This is a genomic window from Streptomyces sp. NPDC090127, assembly GCF_044746945.1.
Taxonomy (GTDB): Bacteria; Actinomycetota; Actinomycetes; order Streptomycetales; family Streptomycetaceae; genus Streptomyces.
On sequence record NZ_JBIVDE010000001.1, the window covers coordinates 1,150,508 to 1,167,945 of the forward strand.

Here is a 17,438-nt window from a genome sequence, read left to right on the forward strand (position 1 = left end):
GGCCGCCTCACCCCTCCGCGATCACCACCGCCGACGCCACCCCCGCGTCATGGCTCAGCGAGACGTGCCAGTGGCGGACGCCCAGCTCCGCCGCCCTCGCCGCCACCGTGCCCCGCACCCGCAGCCGCGGCTGGCCGCTGGGTTCGACGTAGACCTCGGCGTCCGTCCAGTGCAGGCCCGCGGGCGCGCCCAGGGCCTTGGCCAGCGCCTCCTTCGCGGCGAAGCGGACCGCCAGGGACGCAGGGCCGCGCCGCTCCCCGCTCGGCAGCAGCATCTCGCCCTCGACGAAGAGCCGCTGGAGCAGCCCGGGGGTCCGCTCCACGGAGGCCGCGAAGCGGTCCACCTCGGCCACGTCGATCCCCACCCCGATGATCATTCGCTCACTCCACGGTCACAGATTTCGCCAGGTTCCGCGGCTGGTCCACCTCGTTGCCCCGCGCGGTCGCGAGTTCGCAGGCGAAGACCTGCAGCGGCACGGTGGAGACCAGCGGCTGAAGCAGCGTAGGCGTTGCCGGGATGCGGATCAGATGATCGGCGTACGGGACGACCGTCTCGTCGCCCTCCTCGGCGATCACGATCGTCCGGGCCCCGCGCGCCCGGATCTCCTGGATGTTGGAGACGATCTTGTCGTGCAGGACGGACCGCCCGCGCGGTGACGGCACGACGACGACCACCGGCAGGTCCTGCTCGATGAGCGCGATCGGCCCGTGCTTCAGCTCGCCCGCCGCGAAGCCCTCGGCGTGCATGTAGGCGAGCTCCTTCAGCTTCAGCGCGCCCTCCAGGGCCACCGGGTAGCCGACGTGCCTGCCGAGGAAGAGGACGGTGTTCTTGTGGGCGAGCGACCGGGCCAGGGCCCGTACCGGCTCCATCGTCTCCAGGACCCGCTCGACCTCGTCGGCGATCCGGGCGAGCTCCCGGACCACGGCGTGGATCTCGTCGCCCCACTTCGTCCCGCGCACCTGCCCGAGGTAGAGCGCCAGCAGGTAGCAGGCCACCAGCTGCGTCAGGAACGCCTTCGTGGACGCGACGGCGACCTCGGGCCCGGCGTGCGTGTAGAGGACGGCGTCGGACTCCCGGGGGATCGTCGAACCGTTGGTGTTGCAGATCGCGAGCACCTTCGCGCCCTGCTCGCGCGCGTGCCGCAGCGCCATCAGCGTGTCCATCGTCTCGCCGGACTGCGAGATCGCGATGACCAGCGTCCGCTGGCCGAGGATCGGGTCGCGGTAGCGGAACTCGCTGGCCAGCTCCACCTCGCAGGGGATCCTGGTCCAGTGCTCGATGGCGTACTTCGCGATCATCCCGGCGTGGAAGGCCGTGCCGCACGCGATGATCACGACCTTGTCGGCCTCGCGCAGCACCCGGTCCGGGATGCGCACCTCGTCCAGCCTGAGCCGGCCCTCGCCGTCGATCCGGCCGAGGAGGGTGTCGGCGACCGCCTTGGGCTGCTCGGCGATCTCCTTGAGCATGAAGTAGTCGTAACCGCCCTTCTCCGCGGCCGAGGCGTCCCAGTCCACGTGGTACGCCCGTACGTCGGCGGGGGCGCCGGCGAAGTCGGTGACCTCGACGCCCTCCCGGGTGAGCTTGACGACCTGGTCCTGGCCGAGCTCGATCGCCGCGCGGGTGTGCGCGATGAACGCGGCCACGTCCGAGGCGAGGAAGAACTCGCCCTCACCGACGCCCACCACGAGCGGCGAGTTCCGGCGGGCCCCGACGACGACGTCCGGCTCGTCCGCGTGCACGGCGACCAGCGTGAACGCGCCGTCGAGCCGCCGGCAGACCAGCCGCATGGCCTCCGCCAGGTCCCCGCAGGAGGAGAACTCCTCGGCGAGCAGATGGGCCACGACCTCGGTGTCCGTCTCGGACGCCAGGTCGTGGCCGCGCTCCTGGAGCTCCGCGCGCAGGGCGGCGAAGTTCTCGATGATCCCGTTGTGGACGACGGCCACCCGCCCCGCGTTGTCGAGATGCGGGTGCGCGTTGGTGTCGGTCGGCCCGCCGTGGGTGGCCCAGCGGGTGTGTCCGATGCCGGTGGAGCCGCTCGACAGCGGCCGGTCCACCAGCTCCTTCTCCAGGTTGACGAGCTTGCCCGCCTTCTTCGCCGCGGCCAGTCCCCCGTCGGAGAGCACCGCGACGCCGGCCGAGTCGTAGCCCCGGTACTCGAGCCGCTTGAGGCCCGCGATCACCACATCAAGCGCCGACTGCCCGCCGACGTATCCCACGATTCCGCACATGGCGGCAGCCTACGACCGAAAGCGGGCGGAGCGCCGGACTCGGCCCGGCTTGGCGGCCTGCGCGTCGATGACGACCTTCGGTCGCCCGCCCCGGCACCCGCGCGACCCACGTGACCGACCCCACGGCCCACAACCACCCCGCAACCCCGACAATGGCGGGGTGATCACTTCGCCGCCACGAAGCCAGCGCCGGCCTCCCGAGGCCACGCCCTACGTCGACCTCACCCGCGACGAGTGGAGCGCGCTGCGCGACAAGACGCCGCTGCCGCTCTCCGCCGAGGAGGTCGAGCGGCTGCGGGGCCTCGGCGACGTCATCGACCTGGACGAGGTGCGCGACGTCTACCTCCCCCTCTCCCGGCTGCTGAACCTCTACGTCCAGGCCACCAGCGGGCTGCGGGGCGCGCTCAACACCTTCCTCGGCGAGCGCGGCGAGCAGCGCGGCACCCCGTTCGTCATAGGGGTCGCCGGCTCCGTCGCCGTCGGCAAGTCCACCGTGGCCCGGCTCCTGCAGGCGCTGCTGGCCCGCTGGCCGGAGCACCCGCGCGTGGAGCTGGTCACCACCGACGGCTTCCTCTACCCGATGGAGGAGCTGAAGGCGCGCGGCCTGATGTCCCGGAAGGGGTTCCCGGAGTCGTACGACCGCCGCGCCCTGACCCGGTTCGTCGCCGACATCAAGGCCGGCAAGGACGAGGTCACCGCCCCGGTCTACTCCCACCTCATCTACGACATCGTGCCCGGCGAGCGGCTGGTGGTCCGCCGCCCCGACATCCTGATCGTGGAGGGGCTCAACGTCCTCCAGCCCGCGCTGCCAGGCAAGGACGGCCGGACGCGGGTGGGTCTCGCCGACTACTTCGACTTCTCGGTGTACGTGGACGCCCGGCCCGAGGACATCGAACGCTGGTATCTGAACCGCTTCCGCAAGCTGCGCGAGACCGCGTTCCAGAACCCCTTCTCGTACTTCCAGCGCTACACCCAGGTCTCCGAGGAAGAGGCCCTGGAGTACGCCCGCACGATGTGGCGGACCATCAACAAGGTGAACCTCCTCGAGAACGTGGCACCGACGCGTGGCCGGGCCACCCTCGTCGTCCGCAAGGGCCCGGACCACAAGGTGCAGCGTCTGTCCCTGCGCAAACTCTGAGCCCCATGAGAAGGTGCGGCCATGCTGCATCTGCGGATCATCGCCCCCTCCGGCAGCACGGACGCCGTGCTCGACCTGATCGACCAGACCGTGGGCACCACGCACGTCGCGGTGTTCAAGGGCGTGGCGCGCGAGCCCGAGGGCGATGTCGTGATGTGCGACATCGCCCGCGAGGCGGGTGACGAACTCCTGCACGGCCTACGCGAGTTGGGCATCGACAGGGACGGGTCGATCGCCGTCGAGCACATCGACCTCTCCCTCTCCGAGCGCGCCGACCACGCGGAGGAGGAGGCGCCGGGCGAGGGGGCGGACGCGGTGATCTGGGAGCAGTTGGCCGAGGCGACGCACGAGGAGTCCACCCTCACCATCACCTACCTGATGTTCCTCACCCTCGCGACGATGATCGCGGCCTGCGGTGTGGTCCTCGACAACGCGATCCTGATCGTGGGCGCGATGGCCGTCGGCCCGGAGTTCGGGCCGCTCGCGGGCATCTGTACGGGACTGGTGCAGCGGCGCCGGAGGCTGGCCCTGCGCTCGCTGATCGCACTCCTGGTCGGCTTCGGGGTGGCGATCGCTGCCACCACGGTGTTCAGCCTGTTGATGGACGGTATCGGCCAGTTCCACGAGGGGATGCTCGACGACCCCCGCCCGAACACCAGCTTCATCTGGCAGCCGGACCCGTTCTCGTTCGTCGTGGCGCTGCTCGCGGGCGTGGCCGGCGTCCTCTCCCTGACGTCCGCGAAGTCGGGGACGCTCGTCGGCGTGGCGATCTCGGTCACGACGGTCCCTGCGGCGGCGAACGCGGCGGTGGCGCTCAGCTACGGCGACGTCGCCCAGATGTGGGGCTCCACCGAGCAGTTGCTGCTGAATCTGCTCGGGATCATCCTGGCCGGGGTCGTCACCCTCCTCGGCTGGAAACTGCTGTGGCGCACCCAGGAGGGGCGGATGATCCGCCCGCCGGGTACGCCACGACGCAGGAAGTGAACCGTCAAGCGGCCCAGGGCGTGTTTCGAAAGTAGCGTCGTCCGCCCGGAGGGCGGGGCCGGGGGCGTCTGGTGCGTGCGACCGCGAGGCGGAGGGAGGAGAGCGCAGCGGGCTGCGCCGACGACTGACAACGCGGCGTGGGGGCCCCTCCCGTGCCCGAAGGGCTACGGGGGAGTGCGTGCCAGGCGTCCCCGGCCAGACGGGACTTTCGAAACACGCCCTAGCCGAGCGCGGACTTCACCGCGTCGGCGAGGCGGCCGGCGACGGACCGCGCCTGCTCGATGTCGGCGGCCTCGACCATGACCCGGACGAGCGGCTCGGTGCCGGAGGAGCGGAGCAGCACGCGGCCGGTGGTGCCCAGCTCGCGCTCGGCGTCGCCGACCGCGGTCGCCAGCTCGGCGGAGGTGGTGACCCGGGACTTGTCGACGTCGGGCACGTTGATGAGGACCTGCGGAAGCCGCTTCATGACGCCGGCCAGCTCCGCCAGGGACCTGCCGGTGGCCGCGACCCGGGCCGCCAGCATCAGACCGGTGAGGGTGCCGTCGCCGGTGGTGGCGTGGTCGAGCACGATGACGTGCCCGGACTGCTCGCCGCCGAGCGCGAAGCCGTGCTCCTTCATGGACTCCAGGACGTACCGGTCGCCGACCGCCGTCTGCACCAGCCGCAGCCCCTCCCGCTCCATGGCGAGCTTGAAGCCGAGGTTGGACATCACGGTGGCGACGACGGTGTCGCCGCGCAGCGTCCCGGCCTCGCGCATGGCGAGCGCCAGGACGGCGAGGATCTGGTCGCCGTCGATCTCCTCGCCGGAGGCGTCCACGGCGAGGCAGCGGTCGGCGTCGCCGTCGTGCGCGATGCCGAAGTGGGCGCCGTGCTCGACGACGGCGGCCTTGAGCAGCCCCAGGTGGGTGGAGCCGCAGCCGTCGTTGATGTTGAGGCCGTCCGGCTCCGCGCCGATGGTGATCACCTCGGCACCGGCCCGGGCGAACGCCTCGGGCGACACGCGGGAGGCCGCGCCGTGCGCCTCGTCGAGGACGACCTTGAGACCGTCGAGGCGGTTCGGCAGGACGGCGATGAGGTGGGCGACGTACTTGTCGAAGCCCTCGTCGTAGTCACGGACCCGGCCGACGCCGGCGCCGGTCGGCCGCTGCCACGGGGCGCCGGTGCGGTGCTCCTCGTAGACGGACTCGATCCGGTCCTCCAGCTCGTCGGCGAGCTTGTGACCGCCGCGGGCGAAGAACTTGATGCCGTTGTCGGGCATCGCGTTGTGGCTGGCCGAGAGCATCACACCGAGGTCGGCGCCGAGCGCTCCGGTGAGGTACGCCACGGCGGGGGTGGGCAGGACGCCGACGCGCAGGACGTCGACACCCGCGCTCGCGAGGCCCGCCACGACGGCCGCCTCCAGGAACTCTCCCGACGCACGGGGGTCACGCCCGACCACCGCGGTCGGCCGATGGCCCTCGAAGGTCCCCGCCTCGGCGAGCACGTGCGCCGCCGCGACCGACAGGCCGAGCGCGAGCTCCGCCGTCAGATCCGCGTTCGCCACACCGCGCACACCATCCGTGCCGAAGAGTCGTCCCACAGCTGTCCTCCGAAACTGCTCCGAAAAGTGCGATCCCCTGAGCGCATGATGCGCGTTCTCACGTCCATGTCGCCCGAAAGGGCCCAGGGGGAGGAAAAGACGTACGCCCCGGCAGCACGGGCAGTGCCGCCGGGGCGTACGTGCAAAGCAGACCGAGCAGGCGATTAACGCTTGCTGTACTGCGGGGCCTTACGGGCCTTCTTGAGACCGGCCTTCTTGCGCTCGACCGCACGGTCGTCGCGGGAGAGGAAGCCGGCCTTCTTCAGCGCACCGCGGTTGTTCTCCACGTCCGCCTCGTTCAGCGCACGGGCCACGCCGAGGCGCAGGGCGCCGGCCTGGCCGGAGACGCCGCCACCCGAGATGCGGGCGATGACGTCGTAGCGGTTGTCGAGCTCGAGCACCTTGAAGGGCTCGTTGACTTCCTGCTGGTGCACCTTGTTGGGGAAGTAGTCCTCAAGGGTGCGACCGTTGATCTTCCACTTGCCGGTGCCCGGGACGATCCGGACGCGGGCGATGGCGTTCTTGCGACGACCCAGGCCGGCGGCCGGCTGCGGGTCACCGAAGCGCGACGCCAGGGACTCCGAGGTGTACTCACCCTCGACGGGGACCTCGGACTCGAAGGTGGTGACCTCGGCGTAGGTCTCCTCGCCCTCGATGGGGTTCTCAACAGTGGTCTCGGCCACGATTCTCCTCAGATTTCTTTCGTTCTTAGGGGGTGTGGCCGGAACTACTGCGCGACCTGGGTGATCTCGAACGGGACCGGCTGCTGAGCAGCGTGCGGGTGGTTCTCGCCCGCGTAGACCTTCAGCTTCGAGAGCATCTGACGGCCCAGGGTGTTCTTGGGGATCATGCCCTTGATGGCCTTCTCGACGGCCTTCTCGGGGTTTTTGGCGAGCAGCTCGTCGTAACGGACGGAGCGCAGACCACCCGGGAAGCCGGAGTGGCGGTAGGCCAGCTTCTGGGTCTTCTTGTTGCCGGACAGGTGGACCTTGTCAGCGTTGATGATGATGACGAAGTCGCCCATGTCCATGTGGGGCGCGTAGACGGGCTTGTGCTTACCCCGGAGGAGGTTCGCAGCCGTCGTCGCGAGACGACCCAGGACAATGTCCTGCGCGTCGATGATGTGCCACTGGCGAGTGACATCGCCGGGCTTGGGGCTGTACGTACGCACTTCGTAGCCTTCGCTTCTTCAGTGGATGGAGTCCAGACACACCTGAAGCGATCATGCAGCTGGGGCCTGCACTGCCGGGAACACCGCCCGTATGCGAGCCACTGGTAACTGCTCCAGGGAACCTGCGTAAGGGCCCTTCGCGTGAGAACGACGAAGCCGATACGCATAACAAACCGCAACAGTACCCGCGCCGCCCCCGACGGGTCAAAACGCCTGGTCCCCCACCGTGCCCGGCCCTCCACCGAGCCCGGTCCCCCACCATGCCCGGCCCTCCACCGCGCCCGGTCCCTACCGCGCCCGGTCGACCCGGCGCTCGTCCCAGACCGGCTCGCTCGTCTCCCGGACGACCCCGTCGGAGCCGAAGACCAGGTACCGGTCGAAGGTCTTCGCGAACCACCGGTCGTGCGTGACGGCCAGCACCGTCCCCTCGTACGACTCCAGTCCGTCCTGCAACGCCTCCGCCGACTCCAGGTCCAGGTTGTCCGTCGGCTCGTCGAGCAGCAGCGCCGTCGTGCCCGAGAGCTCCAGGAGCAGGATCTGGAACCGGGCCTGCTGCCCGCCGGAGAGCTTCTCGAAGGGCTGGTCCCCCTGCGCCTCCAGCTCGTAGCGCCGCAGCACCGACATCGCCCCGCCGCGGTCCTTGGCGTGCTCCGACCAGAGGATGTCCACCAGGGAGCGCCCCTGGAGCTCCGGGTGCGCGTGGGTCTGCGCGAAGTGGCCCGCGACGACCCGTGCGCCCAGCTTCCATTCGCCGGTGTGCGCCACCGACGGGTCCCCGGCGAGCAGCCGCAGGAAGTGTGACTTGCCCGAGCCGTTCGAGCCGAGGACGGCGACCCGCTCCCCGTAGAAGACCTCCAGCGAGAACGGCTTCATCAGGCCCGTCAGCTCCAGGTTGGCGCAGGTCACGGCGCGCACGCCGGTCCGGCCGCCGCGCAGCCGCATCCGGATGTCCTGCTCGCGCGGCGGCTCCGGCGGCGGGCCGGCCTCCTCGAACTTCCTCAGCCGCGTCTGCGCCGCCGCGTACCGGGACGCCATCTCGTGGCTGACCGCGGCCGCCTGCCGCAGGTTGACCACCAGCTTCTTCAGCTGAGCGTGCTTCTCCTCCCAGCGCCGCTTCAGCTCCTCGAAGCGGGCGAACCGCTCCCGCCGCGCCTCGTGGAAGGTCGCGAAGCCGTCGCCGTGCACCCAGACGTCCGACCCGGCCGGGCCCGGCTCGACGGCGATGATCTTCTGCGCGGCCCGGGCGAGCAGCTCCCGGTCGTGGGAGATGAAGAGCACGGTCTTACGGGTCTCCCGCAGCCGCTCCTCCAGCCACCGCTTGCCGGGCACGTCGAGGTAGTTGTCCGGCTCGTCGAGGAGGAGCACCTCGTCCGTGCCGCGCAGCAGCGACTCCAGGACGAGGCGCTTCTGCTCGCCACCGCTGAGCGTGCGCACCTCGCGGAACTGCGCCTTCTCGTACGGGACGCCCAGGGCGGCCGTCGTGCACATGTCCCAGACGGTCTCGGCCTCGTACCCCTGGACCTCGGCCCAGTCGCTGAGCGCCTGCGCGTACGCCATCTGCGCGGCCTCGTCGTCGACGGTCATGATCAGGTGCTCGGCCGCGTCGACGGCCTCCGCGGCCTCCCGGATGCGCGGCTGGGCGACGGAGACCAGCAGGTCACGGACCGTACGGTCGTCCCGCACGGAGCCGACGAACTGCGGCATCACGCCGAGCCCGCCGCTCACGGTGACCGAGCCGCCGTGCGGCTGGAGCTCGCCGGCGATCATCCGGAGCAGCGTGGTCTTCCCGGCGCCGTTGGCCCCGACCAGGGCGACGACGGCGCCCTCCCCGACCCGGAAGGAAGCGTCCGCGAGCAGGACCCTCCCGTCCGGGAGGTAGTACTCCAGATGCGCGGCCTCGACATGTCCCATGAGGGGCATTGTCGCCGCCCGCACCGCTCCCACCCAACCGGTTTAGGATGCGCGGCATGAGCTTTGGGGGACCGCAGTGGCCACAGGAGCCGCAGCAGCCGGGACAGCAGCCGTACGGACAGCCGGGACAGCAGCCGGGCGGGCAGCCGGCCCCGCCGCCGTACGGGCAGGGGTACGGCGGCCAGGGGTACGCCGGGCAGGGCCAGCAGGGACAGCCCTTCGGGCAGCAGCCCGGCCCCTTCCCGGGGGCGACGGCGGACGGGACCCCGGACTGGGGCGCCCTGGCCGACGCCTCCGCCGCCGGACGGCGCCGTAAGCGCTGGATCGTGGTCGGCGGCGGCGCGCTCGCGGCCGTGGTGGTCGGCGCGATCGTCGCCACGGCGGTCGTGAAGAGCGGCGGGTCCACCACGTCGGGCAAGAACGGCACGGTCACCCCCACCGACTCCGCGGCCCCCAGCGACTCCCCCACCCCCGGCCCGACCTTCTCCTCCGTCGCGCCGCCGCCCCCGCCCAACCCCAAGGACTTCATCGCGGACGAGAAGAAGGACAAGGCCCCGCTCAGCGCCGAGGGCCTCTTCCCGGGCAAGAAGCTGACCATGAACGGCCGCGCCTACACCAAGGGCGCGACCTCCTCGACGACCAACTGCGCGACCGTCACGCAGGGCGGTCTCGGCGGAGTGCTGACGAAGAACGGCTGCGACCGTGTGATCCGCGCCACGTACGTGAGGGACGGGGTCGTCCTCACCGTCGGCGTGGCCGTGTTCCCGAACGAGGCGGCGGCGCTGAAGGCGAAGAATCAGGCCAGCGGCGGTATCGCCCCGCTCGCCGGGGCGGGCGTGAAGGAGTTCTGCCGCGCGACGGTCTGCCTGCGCCGGGCGAACTCGATCGGCCGGTACGCGTACTTCACCCAGGCCGGGTTCACCAACGGCAAGAAGGTGACGACGAAGGACAAGGCCGTCTTCCAGTCCAGCGACGACCTGGGCACCTTCGCCTTCAACCAGATCTACGCCCGCGGCAAGTCCCAGGCCTCCGCCGCGGCCGGCGCCCCCGGGGAGTGACCGCGGGCGCCCGGCAGGCGCCGGATCAGCAGCAGCCGGCGCCCGGCAGGGTGCGCTTGTTCCTGGCCTCCCGGTTGCGGGCGGCCAGCAGCTCGTCGGCCGGGTAGCCGACCTCTTCGAGCGTCAGGCCGTGCGGCCGTACGACGTGCACCGCGGAGTCCCGTACGCCCGCGGCCAGGACCTTCGCGGGCCAGTCCACCGGGCGGTGGCCGTCGCCCACGAAGAGCAGCGCGCCGACGAGCGAGCGGACCATGTTGTGGCAGAAGGCGTCGGCCTTCACGGTCGCTTCCAGGACGCCACCGGGCCGCCGCTCCCAGCGCAGCTCCTGGAGCGTACGGATGGTGGTCGCGCCCTCGCGCTTCTTGCAGTACGCCGCGAAGTCGTGCTCGCCGACGAGTCGCTCGGCGGCCGCGTTCATGGCATCCATGTCGAGCGCCCAGTCGTGCCACAGGACGTGCCCGCGCAGCAGCGGGTCGACGCCGCCGGGGTTGTCCGTGACGCGGTAGGCGTAGCGCCGCCAGATCGCGGAGAACCGCGCGTTGAAGCCGCTGGGGGCCTCGCTGAGCCGCCACACCCGTACGTCGTGCGAGAGGCGCCCGGCGAGCCGCCGCAGCAGCTTCTCCCCGTGCTCGGCCCACAGCTCCACCGGCAGGTCGACGTGCGCGACCTGGCCGCGCGCGTGCACCCCGGCGTCCGTGCGGCCGGCCACGGTCAGCTCGTACGTCTCCTTGGAGCGGGTCACCGTCTTCAGGGCGTCCTCGATGTCGCCCTGCACGGTCCGCCGCCCGTGGGCCTGCTTGGCCCAGCCGGAGAAGTCCTTGCCGTCGTAGGAAAGGTCAAGCCGTACCCGTACGAAACCGGGCTGCACGTCGTCGCTCACGCGGGTCATCCTCTCAAGCCCCTCGGGCCTCTCCGGACACGGGTGCGGGCCCGCACCCCTGGGGGTACGGGCCCGCACACAGGATCGTCGGAACGCTTACGCGTCCTTCGACTCCTCGGCCGGCGCCTCAGCGTCGTCGGCCTTGGTGTCCTCGGCCTTGGCGGCCTCGTCGGACTCCTTGACGGCGCGCTTCGTGGCGGCCTCGGCCTCGGCGACGGTCGCCTTCTTGGCGATCTCGCCCTCGACCAGCTCGATCACAGCCATCGGGGCGTTGTCGCCACGACGGTTGCCGATCTTGGTGATACGGGTGTAGCCACCCGGGCGCTCGGAGTAGCGCGGGGCGATCTCGGTGAAGAGCGTGTGGACGATGCCCTTGTCCGTGATCGTCTGCAGCACCAGGCGACGGTTGTGGATGTCGCCCTTCTTCGCCTTGGTGATCAGGCGCTCGGCGACCGGACGCAGGCGGCGGGCCTTGGCCTCGGTCGTGGTGATGCGGCCGTGCTCGAAGAGGGACTTCGCCAGGTTGGCGAGCAGCAGACGCTCGTGAGCGGCACTGCCACCGAGGCGGGCACCCTTGGCGGGACGCGGCATGGTGTTTCTCCTTGTGATCTGCACCGGCCGTGTGAGGTACCGGTGTCAGTGTCCGAGCAGGCGGTTACCTGTCGGAGACCCGCGCCCCCGAAGGGGCGCGGGAGACTGCGCGATCAGCCGAAGCCGAACCCGCAGCAAGAACGCGACCGGTCGGTCCCGAGCTCTTAGTACTGCTCGGTCTCGACGAAGCCGGCGTCCGCGTCGTCGTCGGCGCCGAAGGCGTCGGCGGCGGCGGTCGGGTCGAATCCGGGCGGGCTGTCCTTGAGGGCCAGGCCCATGCCGGCCAGCTTCGCCTTGACCTCGTCGATCGACTTCGCACCGAAGTTGCGGATGTCGAGCAGGTCGGCCTCGGAGCGCGCCACGAGCTCACCCACGGAGTGGATGCCCTCACGCTTGAGGCAGTTGTACGAACGAACGGTGAGCTCGAGCTCCTCGATCGGCAGCGCCAGGTCGGCGGCCAGGGCGGCGTCCGTCGGGGACGGACCCATGTCGATGCCCTCGGCGTCGATGTTGAGCTCGCGCGCCAGACCGAACAGCTCGACCAGCGTCTTACCGGCGGACGCCATGGCGTCGCGCGGCCGCATGGCCTGCTTGGTCTCGACGTCGACGATCAGCTTGTCGAAGTCGGTGCGCTGCTCGACACGGGTCGCCTCGACCTTGTACGTGACCTTGAGCACCGGCGAGTAGATGGAGTCGACCGGGATACGGCCGATCTCCTGGCCCACCTGCTTGTTCTGCACGGCGGAGACGTAGCCGCGACCGCGCTCGACGGTCAGCTCCATCTCCAGCTTGCCCTTGCCGTTGAGCGTGGCGAGCACCAGGTCGGGGTTGTGCACCTCGACACCGGCCGGCGGGGCGATGTCAGCAGCGGTGACCAGGCCGGGACCCTGCTTGCGCAGGTACATCACGACCGGCTCGTCGTGCTCCGAGGAGACGACCAGCTGCTTGATGTTGAGGATGAGGTCGGTGACGTCCTCCTTGACGCCCGGCACGGTGGTGAACTCGTGCAGGACACCGTCGATACGGATGGACGTGACCGCCGCACCCGGGATCGAGGAGAGGAGCGTACGGCGGAGGCTGTTGCCGAGCGTGTAGCCGAAGCCCGGCTCCAGGGGCTCGATGACGAACCGCGAGCGGAACTCGTCGACGACCTCTTCGGTCAGCGAGGGACGCTGAGCGATCAGCATGGTGTGTGTTCCTTCAGTCGTGGACGCCCACTATTTGACGCCCGACGGGTACTACGTACTGCAAGGGTACGGGCGGCACCGCCCCGGAGAGCCGTACCGCCCGAAACCTCAGGCCAAGCAGCCGTGCGTCAGACGCGGCGGCGCTTGGGGGGACGGCAGCCGTTGTGCGGCGTGGGGGTGACGTCCTGGATCGAGCCGACCTCGAGGCCGGTGGCCTGGAGGGAGCGGATCGCGGTCTCACGGCCGGAGCCGGGACCCTTGACGAAGACGTCGACCTTGCGCATGCCGTGCTCCTGCGCACGGCGAGCGGCCGACTCGGCGGCCATCTGCGCGGCGAACGGGGTGGACTTGCGCGAGCCCTTGAAGCCGACGTGGCCGGCGGAGGCCCAGGAGATCACGTTGCCCGCGGGGTCCGTGATCGAGACGATCGTGTTGTTGAACGTGCTCTTGATGTGCGCGTGGCCGTGAGCGACGTTCTTCTTTTCCTTGCGGCGCACCTTCTTGGCAGCGCCCTGACGACCCTTGGGGGGCATCTATTACTCCTACGGGAGGTGGTCGGTCCTACAGCGAAGACCGCTTGGTCAAGCGTCCGCTGAGGACTACTTCTTGCCCGGCTTCTTCTTACCGGCGATGGCGCGACGCGGGCCCTTGCGGGTACGGGCGTTCGTGCTGGTGCGCTGACCGTGCACGGGCAGGCCACGACGGTGACGGATGCCCTGGTAGCACTGGATCTCGATCTTGCGGCGGATGTCGCCCTGGATCTCGCGGCGGAGGTCGCCCTCGGTCTGGAGGTTGGCGTCCACGTACTCGCGGATCTTGACCAGGTCCTCTTCGGCCAGGTCACGAACGCGGGTGTTCGGGTTCACGCCGGTCGAGGCGAGGATCTCCTTGGACCGGGTACGCCCGATACCGAAGACGTAGGTGAGTGCGATCTCCACACGCTTTTCGCGCGGGATGTCAACACCGGAAACGCGTGCCATTCAATGGCTCCTGTGTGTTCGGGGGTCTTCCGCAAAGCCGCTCCCGACCGCCGTATGAGGTACGAATCGGGTCCCCGGCCCCCGCCGGAGGTGCCGCCGACCCTTACGGGCTGGGCGGGCTCTGCGTATGTACGTGTGTTGCGTCGCGCGAAGAACTGCGGGGTGCAGGTCGGTCGGCGTGCGTCAGCCCTGGCGCTGCTTGTGGCGCAGGTTGTCGCAGATGACCATGACCCGGCCGTGACGGCGGATCACCTTGCACTTGTCGCAGATCTTCTTGACGCTCGGCTTGACCTTCATGGGATGTGAGGTTCTCCGGGTCAGTGCCACCACCCGCGGCGGAGCCGGGGTGCGGGCAAGATCTACTTGTACCGGTAGACGATCCGGCCACGCGTCAGGTCGTACGGAGAGAGCTCCACGACGACCCGGTCGTCCGGAAGGATTCGGATGTAGTGCATCCGCATCTTGCCGGAGATGTGCGCGAGGACCTTGTGACCGTTCTGGAGTTCCACCTTGAACATGGCGTTCGGGAGGGACTCGATCACGGTGCCCTCGATTTCGATGGCACCTTGCTTCTTGGCCACGCTTCGCCTTTCGAATCGGCTACCTTGATCGACTCCCGTCCCGCGTGCGGACACACGGGTACACGAGAGCCGACGCATCAGTCTACGTCAGGCCCCTGGAAAAGACGAATCCGGAGAGTTTGCCCACCCGGCAAGATCCTTACGCAAGCAGCCACGCCGCAGCACGCGGCGCCTACCCCAGCGGATCCGGCGCCGCCACGACACCGAGCTCGGCCAGCTTGGCCCTGCCGCAGTCCGGGGCGGTGAGGACGAGGGGGCCCTCCTCCGTCACGGCCACCGAGTGCTCCCAGTGGGAGGACCAGGTGCCGTCCGTGGAGACGACCGTCCAGTCGTCCGCCAGGACCTCCGTGCGCGGGGTGCCGAGCGCCACCATCGGCTCGATCGCCAGGCAGAAGCCGGGGACCAGCTTCGGGCCCTTGCCGCGCTTGCGGGAGACGTAGTTCAGCAGGTGCGGGTCCATGTGCATCTCGGTGCCGATGCCGTGGCCGCCGTAGTCCTCGACGATGCCGTACTTGCCGCCGCCCGGCTTCGGCTGGCGGCGGATGTACGTCTCGATCGCCTTCGAGATGTCCACGAGCCGGTTGCCTGCCTTCATGGCGGCGATACCGGCCCACATGGACTCCTCGGTCACCCGGGAGAGCTCGATCAGCTCCGGGGCGTGACCGGTGCCGACGAAGGCGGTGTAGGCCGCGTCGCCGTGCCAGCCGTCGACGATGGCGCCGGCGTCGACCGAGATGATGTCGCCGTCCTTGAGGACGGTCTTCTCGTCCGGGATGCCGTGGACGACGACCTCGTTGACCGAGGTGCAGATCGTCGCGGGGAAGCCCCCGTACCCGAGGAAGTTCGACTTCGCCCCGTGGTCCGCGATCACCTTCCGCGCGACCTCGTCCAGGTCCTTCGTCGTGGCACCCGGCACGGCAGCCTCGCGCGTGGCCGCGTGGATGGCGGCGACGACCAGGCCCGCCTCACGCATCTTCGCGATCTGCTCGGGGGTCTTGATCTGCACCATCGTGACGAGGGCCTTTCCTTACGAGTACACGGGACAGAACAACGATACGGCCGCGGCGCCCCTGAGGGGCACCGCGGCCGTGTCGGACGAACCGTGGTTACTTCTTGAGCGCGGCCATCGCCTTCGCGGTGACCTCGTCCACCTTGCCGAGCGCCGAGATCGTCACGACCAGGTTCTGCGCCCGGTAGTAGTCGATGATCGGCTCGGTCTGCGTGTGGTAGACCTCCAGCCGGCGACGGACGGTCTCCTCGGAGTCGTCGTCACGCTGGAAGAGCTCGCCACCGCAGACGTCACAGACGCCCTCGGCCTTCGGAGCGTTGTACGTCACGTGGAAGACGTGCGCGCTGTCGTTGCGGCAGATGCGGCGACCCGCGATCCGCTTCACGACCTCGTCCTCGGGGACCTCCAGGTCCAGGACCGCGTCCAGCTGCATGTCCTCGGCCTTGAGGACCACATCCAGCGCCTCGGCCTGGGCCACGTTCCGCGGGAAACCGTCGAGCAGGAAGCCGTTGGCGGCGTCGGGCTGCTCCATGCGGTCCTTGGCCATCCCGATGGTCACCTCGTCGGGCACGAGGTCACCGGCGTCCATGAACGCCTTGGCCTTCATGCCCAGCTCCGTGCCCTGCGAGATGTTGGCGCGGAACAGGTCACCCGTGGAGATGTGCGGAATTTCCAGGTTCTTGGCAAGGAACGCGGCCTGCGTACCCTTGCCGGCCCCGGGCGGTCCGACGAGGACGATTCGCATCAGCGGAGGAACCCTTCGTAATTGCGCTGCTGGAGCTGGCTCTCGATCTGCTTCACGGTCTCCAGCCCCACACCCACGATGATGAGGATGCTCGTCCCGCCGAACGGGAAGTTGGCATTGGCACCGCCGAAGCCTGCCAACGCCATCGTCGGCACAAGAGCGATCAGGCCCAGATACAGCGAGCCCGGCCAAGTGATCCTGTTGAGCACGTAGCTCAGGTACTCGGCAGTAGGTCGACCAGCCCGGATACCCGGGATGAAGCCACCATACTTCTTCATGTTGTCCGCGACTTCCTCGGGGTTGAACGAGATCGCCACGTAGAAGAAGGCGAAGAACACGATCAGGAGGAAGTACGTAGCGATGTAGTAGGGGTGGTCACCCTTGACGAAGTGGGCTTCGATCCAGGTCTTCCACCCGGAGCTGGAGTTCGAGAACTGCGCGACCAGGGCCGGGATGTAGAGCAGCGACGAGGCGAAGATGACAGGAATCACACCTGCCTGGTTCACCTTGAGAGGGATATAAGTGGACGTTCCGCCGTAGGACCTGCGGCCGATCATCCGCTTCGCGTACTGCACGGGGATCCGGCGCTGGGCCTGCTCGACGAAGACGACGAGACCGACCATCGCGAATCCGACGAGGATCACGGTGCCGAACTCGATCCAACCGTCGGCGAGGTCACCCTCGACCTTGATCTTCCACAGGGCGCCCGGGAAGCCGGCGGCGATCGAGATGAACATCAGGATCGACATGCCGTTGCCGATGCCGCGGTCGGTGATGAGCTCACCCATCCACATGACGACGGCGGTGCCCGCGGTCATCGTGACGACCATCGTGGCGATGGTGAAGATGGACGGGTCCGGAACGACCTGGTTGGCCACCGTGCAGCCGCTGAACAGCGCACCGCTCTTGGCCGTGGCGACGAGGCCGGTGCCCTGGAGGACGGCGAGCGCGACCGTCAGATAACGCGTGTACTGCGTGATCTTGGCCGTGCCCGACTGCCCCTCCTTCTTGAGTGCCTCGAGGCGCGGGATCACGACGGTCAGCAGCTGCAGGATGATGCTCGCCGTGATGTACGGCATGATGCCGAGCGCGAAGATGGTGATCTGCAGCAGCGCCCCGCCGGAGAACATGTTCACCAGGCCGAACAGGGAGTTGTTGCCCTGGCTCGCCTGGTCCACACACTGCTGGACGGCCTGGTAACTGACACCGGGCACGGGGATGTGTGCCCCGAGCCGGTACAGCACGATGATCCCGAGCGTGAAGAGAATCTTCTTGCGCAGGTCGGGCGTCTTGAACGCCCGGGCGAACGCGGTGAGCACGGTGCCTCCTGCGACCCCCGGGCCCATGCGCCAGAGGTGACGGTCTTGAGGTTCGACGAATAGAAACCGGTCATGAG

The 17,438-nt window shown here is 69.4% G+C and carries 19 protein-coding genes; 3 read left to right on the forward strand and 16 right to left on the reverse strand.

Going from position 1 to position 17,438, the window contains the following annotated elements; all coding sequences use genetic code 11:
* Positions 1–7 precede the first annotated feature (7 nt).
* Both ACIPPS_RS05065 and glmS read right to left on the reverse strand, forming a co-directional pair.
* Positions 8–376 (reverse strand): holo-ACP synthase, encoded by a 369-nt coding sequence (locus ACIPPS_RS05065; protein WP_401426949.1) that lies wholly within the window; start codon positions 374–376, stop codon positions 8–10.
* A 4-nt stretch (positions 377–380) separates the two neighbouring features.
* Complete coding sequence (gene glmS / locus ACIPPS_RS05070; protein WP_401426951.1) at positions 381–2,228, reverse strand: glutamine--fructose-6-phosphate transaminase (isomerizing); 1,848 nt, start codon at positions 2,226–2,228, stop codon at positions 381–383.
* A gap of 160 nt (positions 2,229–2,388) precedes the next feature.
* Between glmS and coaA the strand changes: the two genes are divergently transcribed.
* Together coaA and ACIPPS_RS05080 are read left to right on the forward strand one after the other, a co-directional pair.
* Positions 2,389–3,366, forward strand: coding sequence for a type I pantothenate kinase (gene coaA / locus ACIPPS_RS05075; RefSeq protein ID WP_401426953.1), 978 nt, complete (start codon positions 2,389–2,391; stop codon positions 3,364–3,366).
* 21 nt (positions 3,367–3,387) lie between these two features.
* Entirely contained in the window at positions 3,388–4,350 is a 963-nt protein-coding gene (locus tag ACIPPS_RS05080) for a DUF389 domain-containing protein (RefSeq protein WP_401426955.1), read from the forward strand.
* 220 nt (positions 4,351–4,570) lie between these two features.
* Here the strand turns inward: ACIPPS_RS05080 and glmM are convergent, their stop codons facing one another.
* The 4 genes from glmM to ACIPPS_RS05100 form a co-directional block, all read right to left on the reverse strand.
* Positions 4,571–5,929 carry a phosphoglucosamine mutase gene (gene glmM, locus ACIPPS_RS05085; RefSeq protein ID WP_401426957.1) on the reverse strand — a complete coding sequence of 453 codons (1,359 nt, stop codon included), beginning with the start codon at positions 5,927–5,929 and terminating at the stop codon, positions 4,571–4,573.
* 164 nt (positions 5,930–6,093) lie between these two features.
* A complete protein-coding gene (gene rpsI / locus ACIPPS_RS05090) occupies positions 6,094–6,612 on the reverse strand; it encodes a 30S ribosomal protein S9 (RefSeq protein WP_401426959.1) in 519 nt (172 codons plus the stop codon).
* A 44-nt stretch (positions 6,613–6,656) separates the two neighbouring features.
* The gene (gene rplM / locus ACIPPS_RS05095; protein WP_148005774.1) at positions 6,657–7,100 is read right to left on the reverse strand and encodes a 50S ribosomal protein L13; all 444 of its coding nucleotides are present in this window, start codon (positions 7,098–7,100) and stop codon (positions 6,657–6,659) included.
* Positions 7,101–7,388: 288 nt separating this feature from the next.
* On the reverse strand, positions 7,389–9,011 hold the full coding sequence (locus ACIPPS_RS05100; RefSeq protein WP_401426961.1) for an ABC-F family ATP-binding cassette domain-containing protein: 1,623 nt from the start codon (positions 9,009–9,011) through the stop codon (positions 7,389–7,391).
* A gap of 56 nt (positions 9,012–9,067) precedes the next feature.
* On the opposite strand from ACIPPS_RS05100, the gene ACIPPS_RS05105 reads away from it, so the two are divergent.
* Complete coding sequence (locus ACIPPS_RS05105) at positions 9,068–10,069, forward strand: hypothetical protein (protein WP_401426963.1); 1,002 nt, start codon at positions 9,068–9,070, stop codon at positions 10,067–10,069.
* A gap of 25 nt (positions 10,070–10,094) precedes the next feature.
* Here ACIPPS_RS05105 and truA read toward each other — a convergent pair whose 3' ends face one another.
* The 10 genes from truA to secY form a co-directional block, all read right to left on the reverse strand.
* Positions 10,095–10,949 carry a tRNA pseudouridine(38-40) synthase TruA gene (gene truA / locus ACIPPS_RS05110; protein ID WP_401426965.1) on the reverse strand — a complete coding sequence of 285 codons (855 nt, stop codon included), beginning with the start codon at positions 10,947–10,949 and terminating at the stop codon, positions 10,095–10,097.
* 96 nt (positions 10,950–11,045) lie between these two features.
* Positions 11,046–11,540 carry a 50S ribosomal protein L17 gene (gene rplQ, locus ACIPPS_RS05115; RefSeq protein ID WP_401426967.1) on the reverse strand — a complete coding sequence of 165 codons (495 nt, stop codon included), beginning with the start codon at positions 11,538–11,540 and terminating at the stop codon, positions 11,046–11,048.
* A 164-nt stretch (positions 11,541–11,704) separates the two neighbouring features.
* On the reverse strand, positions 11,705–12,727 hold the full coding sequence (locus ACIPPS_RS05120; RefSeq protein WP_003966937.1) for a DNA-directed RNA polymerase subunit alpha: 1,023 nt from the start codon (positions 12,725–12,727) through the stop codon (positions 11,705–11,707).
* A 128-nt stretch (positions 12,728–12,855) separates the two neighbouring features.
* Positions 12,856–13,260: a 30S ribosomal protein S11 gene (gene rpsK, locus ACIPPS_RS05125; protein ID WP_006376016.1), complete on the reverse strand. Its 405-nt coding sequence runs from the start codon at positions 13,258–13,260 to the stop codon at positions 12,856–12,858.
* 66 nt (positions 13,261–13,326) lie between these two features.
* Positions 13,327–13,707, reverse strand: coding sequence for a 30S ribosomal protein S13 (gene rpsM, locus ACIPPS_RS05130; RefSeq protein WP_005313488.1), 381 nt, complete (start codon positions 13,705–13,707; stop codon positions 13,327–13,329).
* 183 nt (positions 13,708–13,890) lie between these two features.
* Positions 13,891–14,004, reverse strand: a complete 114-nt coding sequence (rpmJ, locus tag ACIPPS_RS05135) for a 50S ribosomal protein L36 (RefSeq protein WP_003956441.1) — start codon at positions 14,002–14,004, stop codon at positions 13,891–13,893.
* 62 nt (positions 14,005–14,066) lie between these two features.
* On the reverse strand, positions 14,067–14,288 hold the full coding sequence (infA, locus tag ACIPPS_RS05140; protein WP_003956442.1) for a translation initiation factor IF-1: 222 nt from the start codon (positions 14,286–14,288) through the stop codon (positions 14,067–14,069).
* A gap of 172 nt (positions 14,289–14,460) precedes the next feature.
* On the reverse strand, positions 14,461–15,297 hold the full coding sequence (map, locus tag ACIPPS_RS05145) for a type I methionyl aminopeptidase (RefSeq protein ID WP_401426970.1): 837 nt from the start codon (positions 15,295–15,297) through the stop codon (positions 14,461–14,463).
* A 97-nt stretch (positions 15,298–15,394) separates the two neighbouring features.
* Positions 15,395–16,042: an adenylate kinase gene (locus tag ACIPPS_RS05150; protein ID WP_401426972.1), complete on the reverse strand. Its 648-nt coding sequence runs from the start codon at positions 16,040–16,042 to the stop codon at positions 15,395–15,397.
* Positions 16,042–17,361, reverse strand: coding sequence for a preprotein translocase subunit SecY (gene secY / locus ACIPPS_RS05155; protein ID WP_401426974.1), 1,320 nt, complete (start codon positions 17,359–17,361; stop codon positions 16,042–16,044). The genes ACIPPS_RS05150 and secY overlap by 1 nt, the downstream gene beginning before the upstream one ends.
* Between the last annotated feature and the right edge of the window lie 77 nt (positions 17,362–17,438).